Origin of the sequence: Catenulispora sp. EB89 (assembly GCF_041261445.1) — a bacterium.
Lineage (GTDB): Bacteria > Actinomycetota > Actinomycetes > Streptomycetales > Catenulisporaceae > Catenulispora.
This window is the reverse complement of record NZ_JBGCCU010000003.1, coordinates 140,322-159,676: the sequence shown is the minus strand read 5'-3', so window position 1 is coordinate 159,676 and position 19,355 is coordinate 140,322. Positions and strand designations below refer to the sequence as shown.

Here is a 19,355-nt window from a genome sequence, read left to right as displayed (position 1 = left end):
CCCCGGGATTCGGTGCCTCGAACGGACCAGAACCGTCCGTGGCGCGGCGGCGGTTCTGTCAGGCTTGGGGCATGGTGACGTTGCATCTGGCCCAGGACCCCGACGCCGACGCTTTCCTCGCGCAGGATCCGTTGGGGGTACTCACCGCGATGCTTCTGGATCAGCAGATCCCGATGGAGAAGGCGTTCTCGGGGCCTTATGTGCTGGCCACGCGCCTCGGGGTGGAGCAGCTGGACGCGGAGCAGATCGCGGGCTACGACCCGGAGCAGTTCGTGGCCGTGTTCTCCGAGGTGCCGGCGATCCACCGGTTCCCGAAGGCGATGGCCGAGCGGACGCAGAAGCTGGCGCGGGCCGTGGCCGAGGAGTACGGCGGCGACGCCTCGGCCGTGTGGACCGGCGCGAAGGACGGTGCCGACCTGCTGAAGCGGGTCGCGGCGCTGCCCGGGTACGGGAAGCAGAAGGCGCAGATCCTGGTGGCGCTGTTGGGGAAGCAGTTCGGGGTGACGCCGAAGGGCTGGCGGGAGGCCGCCGGGGACTACGGCGTGAAGGGCTCGACGCGGTCGGTGGCGGATGTCGTGGACGCGGCGAGCCTGGTGAAGGTGCGGGCTTTCAAGAAGGAGATGAAGGCCGCGGCGAAGGCCAAGGACGGCGGGCAAGGCTGAGACAGGCCGGGCAAGGGTGAGACAGGCCGGGCAAGGGTGAGACAGGCCGGGCAATAGGGACTTGTCACCGGGCCGTGCCATGCTTGACCCGATGTCAGCTCAAGTCGCCGCCCCGCCCCAGCTCGTCCTCGTCGTGGGGGCCGAGGAACTGCTCGTCGACCGTGCCGTGATGCGGATCGTGGCCGCGAAGCGTGCCGTCGATCCGGACACCGAGACGCGGGACCTGACGCCGGGGAACTTCAGCCCGGGGACGTTCGCCGAGCTGGTGAGCCCGTCGCTGTTCGGCGAGAGCCGGGTCGTGGTGGTGCAGTCGGCGCAGGACCTGGCCGCCGACGACGCGGCGATGCTGACCAGCGTGCTGGACGGGCTCGCCGAGGAGATCACGCTGGTGGTCGTGCACAACGGCGGCGTGAAGGGCAAGGCGCTGCTGACCGCGGTCGAGAAGGCCGGGGCGGCGCGGGTGGACGTCGCGAAGGTGACCAAGCCGGCCGAGCGGATCGGCTTCCTGCGGGACGAGTTCAAGGCGGCCCGGCGGCAGATCACCGAGGAGGCGGCGCGGGCGCTGCTGGACGCGGTCGGCAACGACCTGCGGGAGCTGGCGGCCGCCGCGTCGCAGCTGATCTCGGACACCACCGAGGACGGCAAGGCGCCGATCGACGAGACGGTCGTCGCCCGGTACTACAGCGGCCGCGCGGAGGTGTCCGGCTTCACCGTGGCCGACCTGGCGGTCGACGGCCGGACCGCGCAGGCCCTGGAGCAGCTGCGCTGGGCGCTGGCGACCGGGACCGCCCCGGTGCTGATCACCAGCGCGCTGGCGGCCGGGGTGCGCTCGGTGGCGCGCGTGGCCTCGGCGCCGCGCGGGGCGCGGCCGGCGGACCTGGCGCGGGACCTGGGGATGCCGCCGTGGAAGATCGACAAGGTGCGGCAGCAGGTGCGCGGCTGGACGCCGGACGGGATCGGGACCGCGCTGCTGGCGGTCGCGGAGGCGGACGCCGCGGTGAAGGGCGGCGGGGACGATCCGGCTTATGCGCTGGAGCGGTGCGTGGTGACGGTGTGTCGGGCGCGGGGGCAGGGCGTTCGGGGCTGAGGACCCCAAACCGGCCGCAGCCGCGCGTCAGAGGTCTTCGGCGCGGCCGCGACTGCGGTGTCGGTGTCGCTGCGTTCTACTTCGCCGGCAGTCGGCCGGTGACCAGCTTGGCGAGGTTCAGCACGTCGGTCTGCGCGTTGGCCGCCGAGCCCGACTCGACGAAGGTCACCGTCACGTCCAGTCCGCCGCGCAGGACCTCGATCTTGCAGTGCTGCAGGCCGCTGCTCTGGTCGGTGGCGACCTGGATCTCGGTCTTGTCCGAGTTGCCGAGTGCGCCCTCGTCCTGGTACTGGGCGTCGGTCGCCAGGGTCGAGATGTGGTTGACGAAGTCGGACTCGGCCTGCTGGCTGTCGCTCTTGTAGTTCGAGGCCTGGACCCGCAGCTCCGAGCTCGAGGAGTCGACCAGCCAGTCCTTGTCGAAGGTGGTGGGGTCGTCCGTGGAGTCGTCGGTCGGGGCCGAGGCGGTGGGCGTCGTGTGCAGGTACTGCGCGGCGTCCGCGTCGGTGACCAGGCTGGACAGCGGGAAGGTGGCGGGGATCGGGGTCAGCGCGCCGATGCCGCCGGTGCCGCCGAGGGTGCCTCCGGTGGTGCCGCCGCCGGTGCCGCCCGACGAGCCGCCGGAGCCGCCGCCGGAGGCCGCGATCGCGATACCGCCGCCGACCACGACCACCGCTGCGATGCCGACCGCCGCTATCAGGCCGTTGCGGTTCTTCTTGGGCGGCGCGGGCGGGGGCATCGGGACGCCGTAGGGCGGCGCGGGCTGCGGCTGGATCCAGGGGCTCGCGGCTTGCGCGGCCTGGGTCGGCGGGGCGGCCTGGTACATCGGCGACGGTTGCTGGCCCGAGGTCTGCTGCGGCCAGGGGTTGGCGGGCATGGACGGTACCGGCTGGGGCGGGGTGGAGGGTCCGGACATCGGACCGGGCGCGCCCCAGGCGGGCGTGGGCGCGGTGGGAGCGGCGCCGGAGCCCCAGGCCGGGGCGGATGACTGCGGTGACGGGGCAGGGGCGCCCCACGCCGGTGCCGTTGACTGGGGCGGGGTGGCGGGCGGCGGATTGGTGTTCTGGCCGGAGCCCCAGGCAGGTGCCGTGGAAGTCGAACCGGAAACCGGACCGGCGTGCTGACCCGAGCCCCAAGCGGGCGCCGTCGGCGTCGGGTTCGGAGCCGCAGTCGGACCCGGAGCCGGATGTGGCGTCGGCGTCGGTCCAGGCTGACCGGCCTGCGCAGCCGCGGCAGCCGCCGCCCCCGCACCCGGAACCTGCACGTCCATCGCCATCGTCGCCTGCACCCCGGCGCCCTCCGACAGCACCTGCAGGATCCGCGCCGGCGTCGGCCGCGCGTTCGGGTCCTTCGCCATGCACGCGGTCACCAGCTGCGCCAGCGTCCCGGTCAGGCCGGACAGGTCCGGCTCGCCGTTCATCACCCGCAGCATCGTCTCCATGGTGGTGCCGTCGCCGAAGGGGGAGGCGGCGGTGGCCGCGTAGGCCAGGACCGCGCCCAGCGACCAGACGTCGGAGGCCGGGCCCACGTTGTGGCCGGAGACCTGCTCCGGCGACATGAAGGCGGGGGTGCCGACCACGGTGCCGGCCTGCGTCAGGTTGGTGGCCCCGGTGGCGACGGCCAGGCCGAAGTCGATGACCCGCGGGCCGTCGTCGGCCATCAGGACGTTGCCCGGCTTCAGGTCGCGGTGCGTCAGGCCCTCGCGGTGGATCGCGTTCAGCGCCTCGGCCAGGCCCGCGGCCAGCAGGAGCACGTCCTGGTGCGGGATCGCGCCGCCGTCGGCGACCGCGCTCTCCAGCGACGGCCCGGGCACGAACGCCGTGGCCAGCCACGCCGGGTCGCCGTCGGGGTCGGCGTCGACCACCGGGGCCGTGAAGAAGCCGGAGACCTGCCGCATCGCCGTGACCTCGCGGCGGAAGCGCTGGCGGAAGGTGGGGTCGTTGGTGAGCTCGGGGCGGATCACCTTCACCGCCACGCGGCGCCCGGACGGCGAGCGTCCCAGGTACACCTGCCCCATGCCCCCGGCGCCGAGCCGGTTCAGGATCTCGTAGCTGCTGATCCGTCTCGGATCGCCCGATCGCAGCGGCTCCATGAAGTCGTCCCCACCCCCAGTGATTCTCTTGTGCGGTGCTGCCCCGCGCTCAGCGTAGCGCTATGGCTCCGGTCGCCACGTCGCGGTATGGCAGCACGCAACACACAAAGCAACACGCGAAGCAGCGCACGAACGAGCAGACGAGCCAGCAGACGAACCAGCGCACGAACCAGCGCACGAAAACGATCGGCGCGACCCCTGGGGAAGGGGTCGCGCCGATCGGGAGTTCGGTTTTCTCTACCGCGGCGAGAGGGACCGCATGGCAGGGAAGAGGGTCAGCCCTGCAGGGCGTTCACGCTCTTGGCCAGCGCCGACTTCTTGTTCGCGGCCTGGTTGGCGTGGATGACGCCCTTCGAGGCGGCCTTGTCCAGCTCGCGGGAGGCGGCCTGGGCCAGCTCCTGCGCCTTCGCGGCGTCGCCGGACTCGACGGCCTCGCGGGTCTTGCGGATCGCGGTCTTCAGCGAGGACTTGACGGCCTTGTTCCGCTGGCGCGCCTTCTCGTTGGTCTTGATCCGCTTGATCTGGGACTTGATGTTCGCCACTGAAAGATGCCTCTGCTTTGGTGAGATAGAAGGTGGTGGGCGCGAGGCAACGCACGCGCCACGCAAGGGACCAGACTAACAGGCGGGCGTGCGCGGGCCCAAACCGGGCGTGTGGCTCATGACGTCGCCATATAGCGTTCCCGGTAACCCCGTGGGTCATGGGACGATAGGGGCAGTGTAATAAACCACTACCTCGTTCCCCATCACGTCGTACCCAGACAGACTGGACCGCCGAGTGCCCGCCCTGCCGCCGAACATCCCGCAGCCGTCGACCACCGACCAGGCGCTGATCCGCAACTTCTGCATCATCGCCCACATCGACCACGGCAAGTCGACCCTGGCCGACCGGATGCTCCAGCTCACCGGTGTGGTCGACGAGCGCGCCATGCGCGCGCAGTACCTGGACCGGATGGACATCGAGCGCGAGCGCGGGATCACCATCAAGTCGCAGGCGGTCCGGCTGCCCTGGCAGGCCGACGACGGCAAGACCTACATCCTGAACATGATCGACACCCCCGGGCACGTGGACTTCACCTACGAGGTCTCGCGCTCGCTGGCGGCGTGCGAGGGCACCCTCCTGCTGGTCGACGCAGCTCAGGGCATCGAGGCGCAGACCCTGGCCAACCTGTACCTGGCCATGGAGAACGACCTGCAGATCATCCCGGTGCTGAACAAGATCGACCTGCCGGCCGCGCAGCCGGAGAAGTACGCCGAGGAGATGGCGCGGCTGATCGGCTGCGAGCCCGACGAGGTGCTGCGGGTCAGCGCCAAGTCCGGCATCGGCGTCCCGGACGTGCTCAACGAGGTGGTCCGCCGGGTCCCGGCCCCGGCCGGCGACCCGAACGGCCCGGCGCGGGCCGTGATCTTCGACTCGGTCTACGACTCCTACCGCGGCGTGGTCACCTACGTCCGGGTGGTCGACGGCCACCTGAACAAGCGCGAGCGCATCCAGATGATGTCCACCGGCGCCACCCACGAGCTGCTGGAGATCGGCGTCATCTCCCCGGAGCCGAAGTCCTCGCAGGGCTTGGCCGCCGGCGAGGTGGGCTACCTGATCACCGGTGTGAAGGACGTGCGCCAGTCAAAGGTCGGCGACACCGTCACCACCCAGAACAAGGGCGCCCTGGAAGCTCTCGGCGGTTACAAAGAGCCCAAGCCGATGGTGTTCTCCGGCATCTACCCGATCGACGGCTCGGACTACCCCGAGCTGCGCGAGGCCCTGGACAAGCTGCAGCTCAATGACGCGGCCCTGGTCTACGAGCCGGAGACGTCGGCGGCCCTGGGCTTCGGCTTCCGGGTCGGCTTCCTGGGTCTGCTGCACCTGGAGATCATCCGCGAGCGCCTGGACCGCGAGTTCAACCTGGACCTGATCGCCACCGCGCCGTCGGTGGTCTACCGGGTCGACATGGAGGACGGCACCGAGCACATCGTCACCAACCCCTCGGAGATGCCCGGGGGCAAGGTGACGGCGATCCACGAGCCGGTGGTGCGCGCGACCATCCTGACGCCGAACGACTTCGTCGGCGCCGTGATGGAGCTGTGCCAGAGCCGGCGCGGGGCGCTGCTGGGCATGGACTACTTGTCCGAGGACCGCGTCGAGATCCGCTACACGCTGCCACTGGCCGAGATCGTCTTCGACTTCTTCGACTCGCTGAAGTCCAAGACCCGCGGCTACGCGTCCCTGGACTACGAGCCCACCGGCGAGCAGCAGGCGGACCTGGTGAAGGTCGACATCCTGCTGCACGGCGAGACCGTCGACGCGTTCTCCGCGATCGTGCACAAGGACAAGGCGTACGCGTACGGCGTGCGCATGACCGAGCGGCTGCGCGAGCTGATCCCGCGCCAGCAGTTCGAGGTGCCGATCCAGGCCGCGATCGGCTCCCGCGTGATCGCCCGCGAGTCCGTTCGGGCGATGCGCAAGGACGTCCTCGCGAAGTGCTACGGCGGTGACATCAGCCGGAAGCGCAAGCTGCTGGAGAAGCAGAAGGAAGGCAAGAAGCGGATGAAGATGGTCGGGCGGGTCGAGGTGCCGCAGGACGCCTTCATCGCCGCGCTGACCAACGAGACGGGTGACAAGGCGAAGAAGTAACGGTCACGCAGCCGGGCGCGGGCAGTAGCCTGTGCCCATGAGCGTGATGGCCGAGGTCCATATAGTCCGGGTTTTCACCGATGCGCACGGATTGTTCGGCAACAACCTGGGCGTGGTGCTCGACGCTGCCCACCTGGACGCCGCCGCGGGCCAGAAACTGGCCTCCGACCTGCGGTTCAGCGAGGTGGTGTTCGTCGACGACGTCGAACAGGCCCGGTTGCGCATCTTCACCCCGGCGGCGGAGCTGCCGCTGGCGGGGCACCCGCTGGTCGGCACGGCCTGGCTGCTGTCCCGGCTGAGCGGGCGCGACGTGCCGACGCTGCGGCCGCAGAAGGCCGCAGAGGTCCCGACCTGGGCCGAGGAGGGCCGCACGTGGATCCGCGGGCGGATCGACGACGCGCCGGACTGGGGCCTGGTCGAGGTCAGGGACGAGGCTGCGGTGGAGACGCTGGCCGTGCCTCCGGGGCCGGAGTACCGGCGCCACCAGTTCTGGGCGTGGGTCGACGAGCCGCAGGGCGTGATGCGGGCGCGGGTGTTCGCTGCCGACAGCGGGGTCGACGAGGACGAGGCGACCGGGTCCGCGGCGATGCGGCAGGTGGGGGCTTTGCGGCGGCCTTTGGTGATTCGGCAGGGGTGGGGGTCGGAGATCTTGGCCCGGCCGGCTCAGGCCGCGGGGTGGGCTGAGATCGGCGGGCGGGTGGCGGGGGACGGGATGCGGACGGTGACGGTCGGGGGGACGGCTTAGGACCTGGCTCAGGGCCTAGCTCAGGGCTTAGCTGAGGGCTTAGCTGAGGGCTTAGCTGAGGGCCTAGTTCAGGGCCTAGCTCAGGGTCGGCACGTCGCCGTTCGCCGCGAGTTCCAGCGTGACGCCGGTCAGCCCCCGCAGCCACGGCTTGGCGATCTCCGCCAGCTTGTCGCGGGTCGGCGGGGTGCGGCCGAGGCCGATGGCGGAGCGCAGCTCGGTGTCGGTGGCGTGGAAGGGACGCGGCCAGGCGTGGGCGTCGGGGACGCCGGCTTCGTCGAGGGCTGACAGGAGGCTGCGGGCACGGCCTCGGACGCGTCCTTCCAGGACGTCGCGCTGATCGATGCCGTCCGTCGTGAGGGTGAGCACGGCCCAGCGCCGATGGCGCCGGTGCATCGGCGGCGGCGCGAGGAGCGCCGGCAGCGGGTCGCGGGTGGAGGTGACGGTCTCCCACGCGTCGTAGAGCTCCTCGGTTACCAGGTCGCGCATCGCCGGGGTCAGGTGCATCGTGAGGTCGCGGACCGGCGCGGTGGGGGTGGGAATCGGCTCGCGCCAGTCGTGCGCGGCCCAGGTCTCGAAGAACTCGGTGAGGTCGCCGCAGCGGGCCGCCATCAGCGCCCACGCGAGTCCCGGCAACCCGCCGAGCGGCGCGGCGTCGAGGCCCCGGGCCCGAGCCCAGGCCTTGGCGACCCGCACGTGCGGACCCGGGCGCAGCGCGAGAATCGCCTCGGCATCAGACACGGCGGACAGCGAACTGGCGATGCTCTCGCCGAGCTCGGCGCGCCGCGCGACAGCCTCGGCCGGCGGAATGTCGCCAGTGGGAGCGAGCACGAGATCGGCACTGAGCCGCGGCGTGACGATCCGCAGGCCCGGAACCCGCGCGGCGACGAGCTGCCGCACCCGGTGGCCCCCGCCGAGAGCGCGGGCGACGCGGCGCTCGAGCGCATCGATGTCGGGGGCGCCCGGGACGGCCGCGACGAGGTCCAGGTCGGCGCCGGGGAGGTGGGTGGCGGTGCGGCGGGAACCGACGAGGTGGATGACGGCCTCGGGGAGGGCTTCGGTGATGCGGGCGGTGAGGGTGGCGGCGGGGCGGTCGGTGGCGGGTGCGGCGGTGCCGGGCACGGATGCGGCGGCCGGAGTGGTGCTGGTGCTGCGAGTGGCGGCGGCGAGTTCCGCGGCGAGGGCGGCGGTGGCGGATGAGGGAACCACGGTGTCCGGGAGTAGGCAGCCGCCGGGGCCGAATGGGGCCGAGGGCGTGGCGGCTGAGTGGGCGTCGGCGTCCTCGCCGGCCGCGTCCTTCGCGTAGCGGATCGTGCCGGTGCCGAGCTCGATGATTGCGCGCACCTGCATGGGGCCGTCGGCGCGGCGGGAGAGGAGGGCGAGTTCGGTGACGGTGGCTGTTGTTGGGGCGATCTTGGCTGGTGTGCGTGTCGGGTCCGCTACTTTGCCGAGGGTCAGGTGTGGTGTGTACGACTCGCGGGTGCGGCAGGTGGGGAATGCCTCGGTGAGCGCGGCGTGCAGGGTCTGCCAGGCTGCGCCGGTGGGGTGGAGCCACAGGGTGCTGTCGCTGCGGTGGGTGAAGTGGCGGACTTCGGCCAGCTGCGTCTCGAAGGCGCCGGTGGTGGCTGCGGCCTTGCTGAGCAGGGGGAGTGCGGCGTCGAACTCGGACTCGGGGATGAAGCCGAACAGGAGGTTGACGTGCGGGGGCCAGCGCAGCACCTGCGGGTCCAGGCGGCGGCGGACCTCCTGGATCGGCTCCCATGCCGAGGTCGGAGGGATCCAGGCGACGGCGGTGCGGGCGGTTGGCGTCGCGTCGATCGGCGCCGCGGCGAGGGGGAGGGTGGCGGCCGGCGCAGGGTCGGCGGTGGCCTGGGGCGTCACCACGGCGCTGATCCCGTAGTGGTCGGACACGAACAAGCCGCCCGAGTCCGGAGCATCGCCGACCAGCCGCGCCGCCGAGGCCTCGGCGCCGAGCAGCAGCACCCGGTCCAGGCGCTTGGCCTGCCCGGTCAGCGACGACACCGCCGCCAGCGGGTTCACCGTCGGATCGAACGTCGCCGTGTCATCAGCCGCGCCGTGCACCTGCGTCCACGCGTCCGTCATCCCGAGCCGCGCGGCCGGCGCCTCGGTGTCGTCGTTGAAGTCGCCGACGAGAACCACCGGCACCGACGCGATGTCCCCCAGGCCGTCGGCCAGCTGCGCGAGTTGCTCCCGCCGCAGCCCCGCGCCGTCCGTCGAGTGGTCGCTGCTCAGGTGCGTATTGGCGACGACGACCGGTCCGGCCGCGCCCTCCACCACCAACGCCGTGACCGCCTTGTACCGCCCCAGCGCGTGCCACCCGGCCTCGACCACCGGCAGCCGGCTCAGCAGGAACAACCCGCTCTCCGCGACGTCCGAAGACCGAGGATCCCCGCCGAGCGTCCACCCGGCACGCACCCACTCCTCGGCCAGCAGCATCTTCACCAGCGCGGGCTCGGCCTCCTGCAACGCGATCACGTCCACGTCCGCGTCGCGCAACGCAGCGAGCAGCATCGGCCGACGCTCGGCAGTCCGGACGAGCTCCTTGTCGTACCGGTCCCACAGCGTGTTCCACGTAAGGACCTGTAGATCGGGGCGGATAACCGGAGAGGACGGAGAGGCAGCGGAAGAGTAAGGCTGCCAGCGGCCGTCGGTAAAAGCATGCGGAGTGCGCGGCTCGAAGAACGGAGCGGCCAACAACCGCGTCCGCTGCGCCAGCCCAGCCCCGGACGCGTCCAAGGCATCCACGCCCGAAGCCCGGTCCCACACCAACTGACCGTCAGCCTCGAAGAACAACACCCGGTGCCACGGAATATCGCCCTGCGGATCGAACGAAGGCAGCGGCACCCGCTTCGGCTCTCGCCCCCGGTTCTCCACCCCCACCACGAACCGCGACGCGTCGAACCGAGCGTCCCACCGCACCCGGTGATAGATCTCCTGACTGGTCCGCATCCCCGCTCACCCCTCCCATACCGAGGAGCCGAGCACGTCGAACGCACTGTCCTCGCCCACCATGTCGACGTACACCGCACGATGCGCCTCGCCCGGATACGGCGGGTCGAACCGACGCACCTGCGCGGCCAACACCTTCGCCGGCACAGGATGCGCACGCCCCGCGTTCCGCTTCTCCAGCACCGAACCCGGCGCCAGATGCACCACGTACTCCGTCAGAGCATTGCGGCGTCGTGCGACGCCACCCACCAAACCCCGCTGCTGCCGCGTAAGAGAAGTCGCGTCCCAGACCACATCCGTCCCCTGCGACAGCGCTTCGTCGAGCAACCGCAGTCCCTCCGTCAGCACCTCTTGGTTCGCCGACTGATCAGACCGCGATCCGCGCTCCGTGCGCAGATCGTCAAGGCTGACGAGCACCGTGTTCTCGCGACCGGCAAGCGCAGTCGCCGTAGAACTCTTGCCGCTACCGGATACCCCGACCATATGGAGCACCTTGGGAAACGCACCGTCCCGCCATCTCCACGTCGCCGCCACAGCTTCTTCAGAAGAAGCGAGACGCCCCTCCGCGAACAGCTGACGTGCTTCGCCCCAGCAGCGATCAGCGGCGCGCGCAGAGAGCTCGGCAAACGCTTCTCGGCACGCTATGCGTAGCGCCTCTATAGGGGATTCCGGCAGCAGCCCTGAGTCCTCTGCGAACAAGACCGACCACGCGACGTTCTCAGTGGCAGCCTTGTCCGCAGCCGTAGCGGCAGCAACAGCGTGAAGCACCGCCAAGTCAGCACCGAACGACATCCGCGCGAGCCCTGCCCGGCGGTGTTCATCATCGAAGGACATCTGCAGACGAGGAGCGAGCCCGACGACATCAGCGATGCGTCGCACAGTCGGCATCTCCAGAGACGCTGCGAGGCTCGCCATAAGCATTGCGCGCGGTTCGCGATGCGTCAGTGCGGCGACGGCGCCGACCAGGCGCGCGTTCCCGTGACAGCCTGCGGAGTCGAGACGCACATAGGCGTCAGCCAGTACGTCGTCCTTCTTGGGAGCTCCTATAGAGAGCGCCGCGGAAAGCTCCTCGGCATCGACATCCACGCCGCTCCGGACAGCCCAGAACGGCGCCTGAGCCCCGAGCCCGTTCGGCACCACCTCAGCGTGCATCCAGTGCGTGTCCGTCTGCACATGCGACGGCCGAACCCACTTGGCGACCCTCTCCGCGAACTCCTTATAGGAGAACTCCTCCGCGGCCCGTACTACGTACCCCTCCTGCCGGCTCAGATCCAGCTTCAGCTGCTTCTGGATCGCCTTCTCATCGAAGGTCCCGGCCCACAGGACACGCGGCGTCGGGATCCCCAGCCCCTGGAGGAAACTCACCGTGGATGCCCAGTCAAGGCACCGCTCGCCGTCCCATACGGAGAACCCGTAGAAGTACCCGTCCAGCTCGCTATAAGAGATCGAATGCTCGGCGAACAGGTTCTCCCCACAGATCCGCCACCCCTCGGGGATCCGCATCGCCACCCGACTATGCAACGCCTTCACCCAAGCGCGCGACGGATGGTGCGCCGAGTCCAAAGACCGCGCGTGCAGCCCGTCCCCATACAGCGTCGTGTTCTCCCCGTCCATCTTTTCGGTGACCACGACGCGGCGCCCTACGAGCCCTGCCAGATCCCGCGCACGCACATCATCCGCGGTGGCGCCAGGCGACCACGGCAGATGAGGCGTACGGGGATAGTGGACTCGCATGGCGCCACTGTAGGCATCGATCCGGCGCGTCTCTACGGAATAACGACCCACACGTTCGGCACCGTCCCGCCGGTCAGCGGCGGCCGCACCTCTTCGTGCCACGCGTCCCCGGCGACCTCGGCGGCCACCCGCCGCCAGAACTTCGCGCCCTGGACGTTCCGCTCCTGAAACGCGATCTCCCACGGCCCCGGATGCGCGGCCAACACCTGCTTGACGAACCGCATCCCGTACCCGCCCCGCCGCGCGCCGCGCACGATGAAGAAGCTGTTCAGCACCCGAGTCGGCTGTTCCAGAGCCCGCACGAACGCGAACCCCGCAGGCCGGTCGCCCACGAGTGCCAAGTACGCAGCCCAGTTCTCGTCCTCCAGCGCCGACTGCAGCCACTCGCTCCGGAACGACCCGTCCGGATTCGGCAGCTGCCCGGCGAACTCCGACATGTCGTGCCGGAACATCAGCCACATGCGCTCCAACGCCGCGCGATCGACGGGATCGGCGGTATCGGCGCGCCGCACGAGGAGATCACCGGGATCACCCTGATCGCCCGGATCACTCAGATCGCCCGCATTGACCAGATCAGCCACAAGAAGCTCCCGGAAAGACGCCCAGAAAACGGAAAAGCCTCCCGGAACGCCGGGAGGCTTGAGATGCAACGACAGTCTACCGCTCGGCATCGGTAATAGTCTTTCGAGGCTAGGGGGTATGACGATAGGGTCGGGGCGTCAAGGCGTTGGGGAGATCGCCGCTGGGGAGGGTGTTTTGCGTTTGCTGCCACAGGATCGCGTGCAGAGAACCATGGCCGTGGCCACGTTCGTCAACACGATCGGCAACGGCATGTACATGACCGTCATGGTCATGTACTTCACGCGCTCGGTCGGCCTGCCGGCCTCGCAGGTCGGCCTCGGCCTGACCGTCGCGGGCCTGTTCGGACTCGTCGCGGGCGTCCCGGTCGGACACCTCGCGGACCGGCGCGGGCCGCGTGAGGTGAGTGTCGTGCTCGGGGTGCTGTCCGGGCTGGTGATGGTGGCGTTCACCATGGTCCACGGCTTCTGGCAGTTTCTCGGGGTGGCGATCGTCGAGAACCTGGTCGCCTCCAGCAACCGGGCCGCGCGCGGGGCGATGATCGCGCGGTTCGGGGGCGAGGAGAAGGCGGTGTTCCGGGCGTATCTGCGCTCGGTCACCAACGTCGGGATCGCGTTGGGCGGCGTGGCCGGCGGGCTCGGCCTGATCTTCGACACCCGCGCCTGGTACGTCGGGCTGATCGGGTTCAACGCGGTGACGTTCCTGGTGTCCTCGGCGATCGCGCTGCGCGTGCCGCGGATGGATCCGCTGCCGGTGCCGCCGGGGGCCGACCGGTGGATCGCGCTGGGGGACCGGCGGTTCCTGGCCTGCGCGGCGCTGATCGGCGTGATGAGCATGCAGTTCGAGGTGCTGCTGTTCGCGGCGCCGCTGTGGATCGCCAAGCTGGGGCACGCTCCGCGCTGGACCGTTGGCGCGGTCCTGGTGGTCAACACGGTGCTGGTCGCGGGGTTGCAGGTGCGGATGAGCCGGGGTGTGGACACGGTCGCCAAGGGGGTGCGGGCGACGGTGCGGTCCGGGTGGATCTTCGCCGGGGCCGCGGTGCTGTTCGGGTCGATCGGGTGGGTGCCGGCGTGGGCCGCGGTGGTGCTGCTGGTGGTGGCCGCCGCGGTGCACTCGATCGGGGAGATCGTGCAGCAGGCCGGGGTGTTCGAGCTCGGGTACGAGTTGGCCGCCGAGCACGCGCAGGGGCAGTACCAGGGCCTGCTCGGGATGATCACGGGCGCCGCGATGTCGCTGGCGCCCGGGATCTACTCGCTGGCCTGTGTGGACTGGGCGCCGGCCGGGTGGTTCGCGGTCGGGGCGGTGTTCGCGGCCGCCGGATGCGCGATGCCGCTGGCGGTGCGGATCCGGCCGCCGGCGCTGCTGGCCGCTGCGGAGGCCGGAGCGGAGGCCGGAGCGGCGCAGGCGGTGGCGGTGGTGCCGGCGGTCTGAGTCCGGGCATTTGCATCAAGCCCGTCGAGCGGGCGGCCCCGTCTGCTTGCGGACGGCCCGGCGGTCCGGTGCGATGATGCCCAGAACGCCTCAGATGTGGAGTCCGCGCATGACTGCGTCGAAGACCGTCCTGATCACGGGTACCTCCTCCGGCATCGGCCTGGCCGCGGCGGTCGGCGCCGCGCGTGCCGGCTGGGACGTCGTGGCCACGATGCGCGATCCCGGCAAGGCCGGCCACCTGCTGGCCGAGGCCGGTGCCGTGGGCGTCGGGGGCCGCATCCACGTCGAGTACCTGGACGTCACCGACGCGGCCGGCATCCGGTCGACGGTGGCCCGCGCCGCCGCCGCGCACGGCGGGCTGGACGCCGTGGTGAACAACGCCGGAGCCGGCGTGGTCGGCACGATCGAGGTCGCAGGCATGGACCCGGTCCGGGCGGCCATGGAGGTCAACTACTTCGGCGTGGTGGAGGTCACCCGCGCGACGATGCCGCACCTGCGCGAGTCCAAGGGCCGGCTGGTCACGGTCACCAGCGTCGGCGGCGTGGTCGGGCAGCCGTTCAACGAGGCGTACTGCGCGGCGAAGTTCGCCGTCGAGGGCTTCATGGAGGCGCTGACGTCGGTCGCGGCGACGGTCGGGGTGCGGGTGAGCGTGGTCGAGCCCGGCGCGGTGGCCAGCGAGTTCGTCGCCAGCCAGCGGCTCGACGTGCCCGCGCTGGTGGCCGCGGCCGGTCCGTACGGCCCTGCGCTCCAGGCCTACATCGACCGTGCACGGCAGTCGTTCGGCAACGCGCAGAGCGCCGAGGAGGCCGCCGCGACGATCGTCGACGTCCTGCAGGCCGAGGAGCCGCCGTTCCGCGTCCAGACCTCGGAATGGGCCCGCGGGTTCGTCGGGGGCAAGCTGGCCGACGTCGACGGTTCGGCCGTGCAGGCCGTGATGGCGCAGTGGGTCGGCGGCGCCTGAGCGGTTCGGTCAGGCGGGCCTGACAGGTAAGGGACAATAAAGGCATGCCAGGTGTCCCTCTCGACGGTGAACCCGTCCCCACTGACGGATCGCTGCCGCCGCAGGCCCTCGCCGAGCCCGACCTGTCCCGCACGCCGCTCGCGTTCTACATCCACGTCCCGTACTGCGCGACCCGCTGCGGCTACTGCGACTTCAACACCTACACCGCCTCCGAACTCGGCGGCGGCGCCTCGCAGGCCACCTACGGCGCCACCGCGATCGAGGAGATCCGGCTGGCGCGCAAGGTGCTCGGCGGCGCGGATCTGCCGGTGCAGACGGTGTTCTTCGGCGGCGGTACGCCGACCATGCTCCCGGCCGCCGACCTCGTCGCGTTGCTCGGCGCGGTCCGCGACGAGTTCGGGCTGGCCCCGGACGCCGAGATCACCACCGAGGCCAACCCCGAGTCGGTGGATCCGGCGTACCTGGCCGAGCTGCGCGCCGGCGGGTTCACCCGGATCTCGTTCGGCATGCAGAGCGCTCGCGAGCACGTGTTGCAGATCCTGGACCGCCGGCACACCCCCGGGCGCCCCGAGGCGTGCGTCCGCGAGGCGCGCGCGGCCGGGTTCGAGCACGTCAACCTCGACCTGATCTACGGCACGCCCGGCGAGAGCGACGACGACTGGCGCGCGTCCCTGGACGCCGCGATCGGCGCCGCCCCCGACCACGTCTCGGCGTACTCGCTGATCGTCGAGGACGGCACCCGCCTGGCGGCCCGCGTGAAGCGCGGCGAGCTGCCGATGATCGACGACGACGTCCACGCCGACCGCTACCTGATCGCCGACCAGGCCCTGGCCGCCGCCGGCTACGGCTGGTACGAGGTCTCCAACTGGGCCGCCACGCCGCAGGGGCGCTCACGCCACAACCTGCTCTACTGGACCGGCGCCAACTGGTGGGGCGTCGGTCCCGGCGCGCACAGCCACGTCGGCGGCACGCGCTGGTGGAACGTCAAGCATCCGAGCGCCTACTCGCAGCGGATCGCGGCCGGCCGGTCCCCGGCGCACGCCCGCGAGGTGCTGGACGCCGAGGACCGCCGCGTCGAGCGGATCCTGTTGGAACTGCGGCTGGACTCCGGCTGCGACATCAGCATCCTCAATCCCGCCGGACGCCAGGCCGCGATCGGCGCCGCGGCCGAGGGACTGCTCGATCCGCGGTCACTGGCCGAGGGGTTTGCAGTCCTTACGCTCAAGGGAAGACTGCTGGCAGACGCGGTTGTCCGGGATCTCGTCGACTGAGAGGATGGCGCCATGACCGCTGCGCGCCTGATTTCCGTCAACGTCGGGCAGCCCCGCGATGTGGAGCTGAACGGCGAGATCAAGCAGACCGCCATCTTCAAGGACCCGGTGCCGGGCCGGGTGAAGGTCGTCGACCACCACGTCGACGGCGACCGGCAGGCCGACCAGGTGAACCACGCCGGCGTGCACAAGGCGGTCTACGCCTACGCCCGCGAGGACCTCGACTTCTGGGCCGCCGAACTCGGCCGCGAGATCGAGGACGGATTCGTCGGCGAGAACCTCACGATCACCGGCTACGACGTCAGCCACGCCGTGGTCGGCGAGCGCTGGCGGGTCGGCGGCGTCGAGTTCGAGGTGGCGCAGCCCCGGATCCCCTGCTGGAAGCTCGGCGTGCGGGCCGGGGACAAGAGCATGACCCGGCGGTTCGAGCTGGCCCTGCGGCCCGGCGCCTACCTGCGGGTGGTCGCCGAGGGCGAGGTCGGGGCCGGCGACACCGTCGAGGTTCTGTCCCGGCCCGAGCACGGCTTCACCGTCGCCGACGCCTCCCGGATCTTCCACCGCGACCGGGCCGAGGCAGCCCGGCTGCTGGCGGTCGACGAACTCGCGCCGCCGCTGAAGCAGTGGGCCCGCAAGCGGCTCGGGCTGGAACTCGAAGAGGAAGGCGGCTGAGAAGGCCGAAAGGCAGGCGGTGCAAGGGGGATCTCTGTCAGGAGGAACTATGCATCGGATTTCCGGGGCCGCCGGAGCACTGACGGCCGTGGCCGCCATCAGTACGCTGACCGCCGCCGATTCCGGGGCGAGGACCGGGACGGAGACCGGCGCCGAGCACAACGCGCGCTCCTGCTCCGCGCTCACGGCCGAGATCGTGCCGTTGCCAGGCGCCGCGGCGGGAGCCACGTTCACCGACCTCGTCGTCGTCAACCACGGCAAGAACACCTGCACGCTGCCCGGGCAGCCCCGGCTCCAGTACCTCGACGCGAAACACCGGCCGATCGCGGTCGCGTTCAGTCCCGATCAGAGCGTGCCGCCGCACAGACTGCCTCCGGGCGGCTCGGCGGCGATGGCCGTCGGCTACGGCACCGACGGCAATCCGCCGTGCGACGCCACGATCGCTTACGTGCGCGTGACCCCGCCGGGCACCGATGTCCCCTACGGCGGCGCGACGCATTGCGCGGACGACACCACCTACGAAGGGAACTGGGTCACCGGGTCCTACGCCGCGCCCCACTAACCAGAGGACACTGACCAGAGGACTACTACGCCCCGGTCACGAAATCGATCAGCTCCTCGACCCGCCCCAACAGCTCCGGCTCCAGGTCCCGGAAATCGCGCACCGAGCGCAGGATCCGCTTCCACGCCGCCGGGGTGTCCACCGGCCACCCGAGGGCTTCGCAGACCCCTTCCTTCCACGGCCGGCCGCGCGGGACCCGGGGCCACGCCGCGATGCCCAGCGCGGAGGGCTTGACTGCCTCCCAGACGTCGACGTACGGGTGGCCGACCACCAGCAGGTGCTCGGCGTGCGGCGACCGCATCGCCGCCTCGACGATGCGCGCCTCCTTCGTGCCGGGCACCAGGTGGTCGACCAGCACGCCCAGGCGCGCGTCCGGGCCCGGGCGGAAGGCGTCCACGATCGCCGCCAGGTCGTCCACGCCCTCCAGGTACTCCACCACGACGCCCTCGACCCGCAGGTCGTCGCCCCAGACCCGCTCGACCAGCTCGGCGTCGTGCCGGCCCTCGACGTAGATCCGGCCGGCGCGCGCCACCCGGGCCCGCGCACCCGGGACCGCGATGGAGCCCGAGGCCGTCCGCTGCGGCGTGGCAGGGCCCTGGGAGGCCCGAGGGGCCACCAGGGTGACCGGACTGCCGTCGATCCAGAATCCGGGCCCCAGCGGGAACACACGGTGCTTCCCGAGGCGGTCCTCCAGCGTGACCGTCGGGCCGCCGGGGGTCTTCTCGATGCGGATCACCGCGCCGCAGAAGCCGGTCTCGACGTCCTCGACCACCAGATCGCGGACCGCCTCCACCTCCGTGGAGACCGGACGGCGCCGGGCGTGGGTCAGGTCGCCGGAATACTGCTTGCTGCGGAAGTCGGGCTCTGGCACGCCTGCCAGACTACAAAAGCTCGCCGGCGAGCTGGGCGTAGCCGCGCTTGACGGCGTTGTCGAACCACGACGCGTCCTCGTACGGCCACGGGCCGACCTCCACCGCGCGCTCGACCGGGACGCCGTCCGCGTGCAGGCTCCTGATCCGGTGAGCTACAGACGTGACGAATTCCTGTTGCGCCTGAAGGAATTCGACGCCGGAGGGATCGCCGTGGCCGGGGATGTACGTGGTCTGCCCGGCGGTGAGCTCGGCGAGCGCGGTCAGCGTCTCCGGCCAGTCGAGCGGGAAGGAGTCCTTGCCGAAGGCCACCGGCCCGGACTGCTCGACCAGGTCGCCGCTGATCGCGACCGCGGCGTCCGGCAGCCAGACCACGAGATCGTTGTCGGTGTGCCCGCGGCCGACGTGGCGCAGTTCGGCGACCCGGCCGCCGAGGTCCAGGACGTGCTCGCGGGCCACGAGGCGGTCGGGCTTGCGCACCACCAGCTCGTCCAGCTTCGGCCGCCACTCCGGGCCGCCCTCGCGCAGGATGTAGTCGCGCAGTTCCAGGAACTCCGGGGATTCGGGGTCGAAGTCCGGCATGTTCTCGTGGCCCCAGAAGTCCGCCGGCGGGATCTGGTGCGGCGCGTCGAAGGCCGCGTTGCCCCACATGTGGTCGAAATGCGTGTGCGTGTTGACGACCCAGCGGACCGGCAGCGGTGTGAGCTTCGTCAACTCCTCGCGCAGTTCCCGGCCCTCCTGCACACTGCACCGGGTGTCGGCGACCAGGACGCCGTCGCCGCCGAGCACGGCGGTCACGGTGATGTTGACGGGCTCGAAGCGGCGTGTGAAGACGCGGTCCGCGGTCTCGGTCCAGGCACTCATGTCCCGATCCTGTCAGCTCCCGATCCTGTCGGCCCGCGGCGCGTCTGCGCGGCGGCAGAGCGGGTACAGAGCAACGGGCGGCCGATCGGCGGCCGTCCGGCGCCCGGCCGCGTCCCACGTCCTGACCGGCGCCTTCGACCTGGGCCGCAGCCGATAGCGCACAGGGGGAAGGACCATTCCCGGCTACACGCCGTTACACTGAAAGGAATGCCTTGGCACTCCACCTCGGTGAGT

General features: G+C 71.1%; 16 protein-coding genes. 9 read left to right on the top strand and 7 right to left on the bottom strand.

Going from position 1 to position 19,355, the window contains the following annotated elements:
- Positions 1 to 71: 71 nt before the first annotated feature.
- Together ABH920_RS07625 and holA are read left to right on the top strand one after the other, a co-directional pair.
- On the top strand, positions 72 to 662 hold the full coding sequence (locus ABH920_RS07625; RefSeq protein ID WP_370348147.1) for an HhH-GPD-type base excision DNA repair protein: 591 nt from the start codon (positions 72 to 74) through the stop codon (positions 660 to 662).
- Between the two features lie 91 nt (positions 663 to 753).
- Complete coding sequence (gene holA, locus ABH920_RS07620; RefSeq protein WP_370348146.1) at positions 754 to 1,749, top strand: DNA polymerase III subunit delta; 996 nt, start codon at positions 754 to 756, stop codon at positions 1,747 to 1,749.
- A gap of 76 nt (positions 1,750 to 1,825) precedes the next feature.
- Here the strand turns inward: holA and ABH920_RS07615 are convergent, their stop codons facing one another.
- Entirely contained in the window at positions 1,826 to 3,838 is a 2,013-nt protein-coding gene (locus ABH920_RS07615; RefSeq protein ID WP_370348145.1) for a protein kinase, read from the bottom strand.
- A 275-nt stretch (positions 3,839 to 4,113) separates the two neighbouring features.
- Complete coding sequence (gene rpsT, locus ABH920_RS07610) at positions 4,114 to 4,380, bottom strand: 30S ribosomal protein S20 (RefSeq protein ID WP_194921886.1); 267 nt, start codon at positions 4,378 to 4,380, stop codon at positions 4,114 to 4,116.
- A 235-nt stretch (positions 4,381 to 4,615) separates the two neighbouring features.
- Between rpsT and lepA the strand changes: the two genes are divergently transcribed.
- Both lepA and ABH920_RS07600 read left to right on the top strand, forming a co-directional pair.
- Positions 4,616 to 6,469 carry a translation elongation factor 4 gene (gene lepA / locus ABH920_RS07605; protein ID WP_370348144.1) on the top strand — a complete coding sequence of 618 codons (1,854 nt, stop codon included), beginning with the start codon at positions 4,616 to 4,618 and terminating at the stop codon, positions 6,467 to 6,469.
- 37 nt (positions 6,470 to 6,506) lie between these two features.
- Positions 6,507 to 7,214 (top strand): PhzF family phenazine biosynthesis protein, encoded by a 708-nt coding sequence (locus ABH920_RS07600; protein ID WP_370348143.1) that lies wholly within the window; start codon positions 6,507 to 6,509, stop codon positions 7,212 to 7,214.
- Between the two features lie 75 nt (positions 7,215 to 7,289).
- On the opposite strand, the gene ABH920_RS07595 is transcribed toward ABH920_RS07600, so the two are convergent.
- Genes ABH920_RS07595 through ABH920_RS07585 form a run of 3 tightly spaced genes read right to left on the bottom strand, consistent with a single transcriptional unit; the run spans position 7,290 to position 12,376 of the window.
- Complete coding sequence (locus ABH920_RS07595) at positions 7,290 to 10,181, bottom strand: RNA repair domain-containing protein (RefSeq protein WP_370348142.1); 2,892 nt, start codon at positions 10,179 to 10,181, stop codon at positions 7,290 to 7,292.
- A gap of 6 nt (positions 10,182 to 10,187) precedes the next feature.
- On the bottom strand, positions 10,188 to 11,915 hold the full coding sequence (locus ABH920_RS07590; RefSeq protein ID WP_370348141.1) for an RNA ligase family protein: 1,728 nt from the start codon (positions 11,913 to 11,915) through the stop codon (positions 10,188 to 10,190).
- Positions 11,916 to 11,947: 32 nt separating this feature from the next.
- Positions 11,948 to 12,376, bottom strand: coding sequence for a GNAT family N-acetyltransferase (locus ABH920_RS07585; protein ID WP_370348554.1), 429 nt, complete (start codon positions 12,374 to 12,376; stop codon positions 11,948 to 11,950).
- A 319-nt stretch (positions 12,377 to 12,695) separates the two neighbouring features.
- Here ABH920_RS07585 and ABH920_RS07580 point away from each other — a divergent pair, with 319 nt between their 5' ends.
- The 5 genes from ABH920_RS07580 (at position 12,696) to ABH920_RS07560 (ending at position 17,388) form a co-directional block, all read left to right on the top strand.
- Complete coding sequence (locus ABH920_RS07580) at positions 12,696 to 13,925, top strand: MFS transporter (RefSeq protein ID WP_370348140.1); 1,230 nt, start codon at positions 12,696 to 12,698, stop codon at positions 13,923 to 13,925.
- A 109-nt stretch (positions 13,926 to 14,034) separates the two neighbouring features.
- Positions 14,035 to 14,886, top strand: coding sequence for an SDR family NAD(P)-dependent oxidoreductase (locus ABH920_RS07575; RefSeq protein ID WP_370348139.1), 852 nt, complete (start codon positions 14,035 to 14,037; stop codon positions 14,884 to 14,886).
- A gap of 44 nt (positions 14,887 to 14,930) precedes the next feature.
- Positions 14,931 to 16,157 (top strand): radical SAM family heme chaperone HemW, encoded by a 1,227-nt coding sequence (hemW, locus tag ABH920_RS07570; RefSeq protein WP_370348138.1) that lies wholly within the window; start codon positions 14,931 to 14,933, stop codon positions 16,155 to 16,157.
- Positions 16,158 to 16,169: 12 nt separating this feature from the next.
- Positions 16,170 to 16,826 carry an MOSC domain-containing protein gene (locus tag ABH920_RS07565; protein WP_370348137.1) on the top strand — a complete coding sequence of 219 codons (657 nt, stop codon included), beginning with the start codon at positions 16,170 to 16,172 and terminating at the stop codon, positions 16,824 to 16,826.
- A gap of 49 nt (positions 16,827 to 16,875) precedes the next feature.
- Positions 16,876 to 17,388, top strand: a complete 513-nt coding sequence (locus ABH920_RS07560; protein ID WP_370348136.1) for a DUF4232 domain-containing protein — start codon at positions 16,876 to 16,878, stop codon at positions 17,386 to 17,388.
- 25 nt (positions 17,389 to 17,413) lie between these two features.
- Here ABH920_RS07560 and ABH920_RS07555 read toward each other — a convergent pair whose 3' ends face one another.
- A complete protein-coding gene (locus ABH920_RS07555; protein WP_370348135.1) occupies positions 17,414 to 18,259 on the bottom strand; it encodes a DUF3097 domain-containing protein in 846 nt (281 codons plus the stop codon).
- A gap of 10 nt (positions 18,260 to 18,269) precedes the next feature.
- Complete coding sequence (locus ABH920_RS07550) at positions 18,270 to 19,121, bottom strand: MBL fold metallo-hydrolase (protein ID WP_370348134.1); 852 nt, start codon at positions 19,119 to 19,121, stop codon at positions 18,270 to 18,272.
- Positions 19,122 to 19,355 lie beyond the last annotated feature (234 nt).

What these genes read in the sequence shown, in the direction of transcription:
- ABH920_RS07625 (WP_370348147.1), top strand. Translation starts at nt 72, where the DNA reads ATGGTGACGTTGCATCTGGCCCAGGACCCCGACGCCGACGCTTTCCTC.
- holA (WP_370348146.1), top strand. Translation starts at nt 754, where the DNA reads ATGTCAGCTCAAGTCGCCGCCCCGCCCCAGCTCGTCCTCGTCGTGGGG.
- ABH920_RS07615 (WP_370348145.1), bottom strand. Translation starts at nt 3,838, where the DNA reads ATGGAGCCGCTGCGATCGGGCGATCCGAGACGGATCAGCAGCTACGAG.
- ABH920_RS07600 (WP_370348143.1), top strand. Translation starts at nt 6,507, where the DNA reads ATGAGCGTGATGGCCGAGGTCCATATAGTCCGGGTTTTCACCGATGCG.
- ABH920_RS07595 (WP_370348142.1), bottom strand. Translation starts at nt 10,181, where the DNA reads ATGCGGACCAGTCAGGAGATCTATCACCGGGTGCGGTGGGACGCTCGG.
- ABH920_RS07590 (WP_370348141.1), bottom strand. Translation starts at nt 11,915, where the DNA reads ATGCGAGTCCACTATCCCCGTACGCCTCATCTGCCGTGGTCGCCTGGC.
- ABH920_RS07585 (WP_370348554.1), bottom strand. Translation starts at nt 12,376, where the DNA reads ATGTGGCTGATGTTCCGGCACGACATGTCGGAGTTCGCCGGGCAGCTG.
- ABH920_RS07575 (WP_370348139.1), top strand. Translation starts at nt 14,035, where the DNA reads ATGACTGCGTCGAAGACCGTCCTGATCACGGGTACCTCCTCCGGCATC.
- hemW (WP_370348138.1), top strand. Translation starts at nt 14,931, where the DNA reads ATGCCAGGTGTCCCTCTCGACGGTGAACCCGTCCCCACTGACGGATCG.
- ABH920_RS07565 (WP_370348137.1), top strand. Translation starts at nt 16,170, where the DNA reads ATGACCGCTGCGCGCCTGATTTCCGTCAACGTCGGGCAGCCCCGCGAT.
- ABH920_RS07560 (WP_370348136.1), top strand. Translation starts at nt 16,876, where the DNA reads ATGCATCGGATTTCCGGGGCCGCCGGAGCACTGACGGCCGTGGCCGCC.
- ABH920_RS07550 (WP_370348134.1), bottom strand. Translation starts at nt 19,121, where the DNA reads ATGAGTGCCTGGACCGAGACCGCGGACCGCGTCTTCACACGCCGCTTC.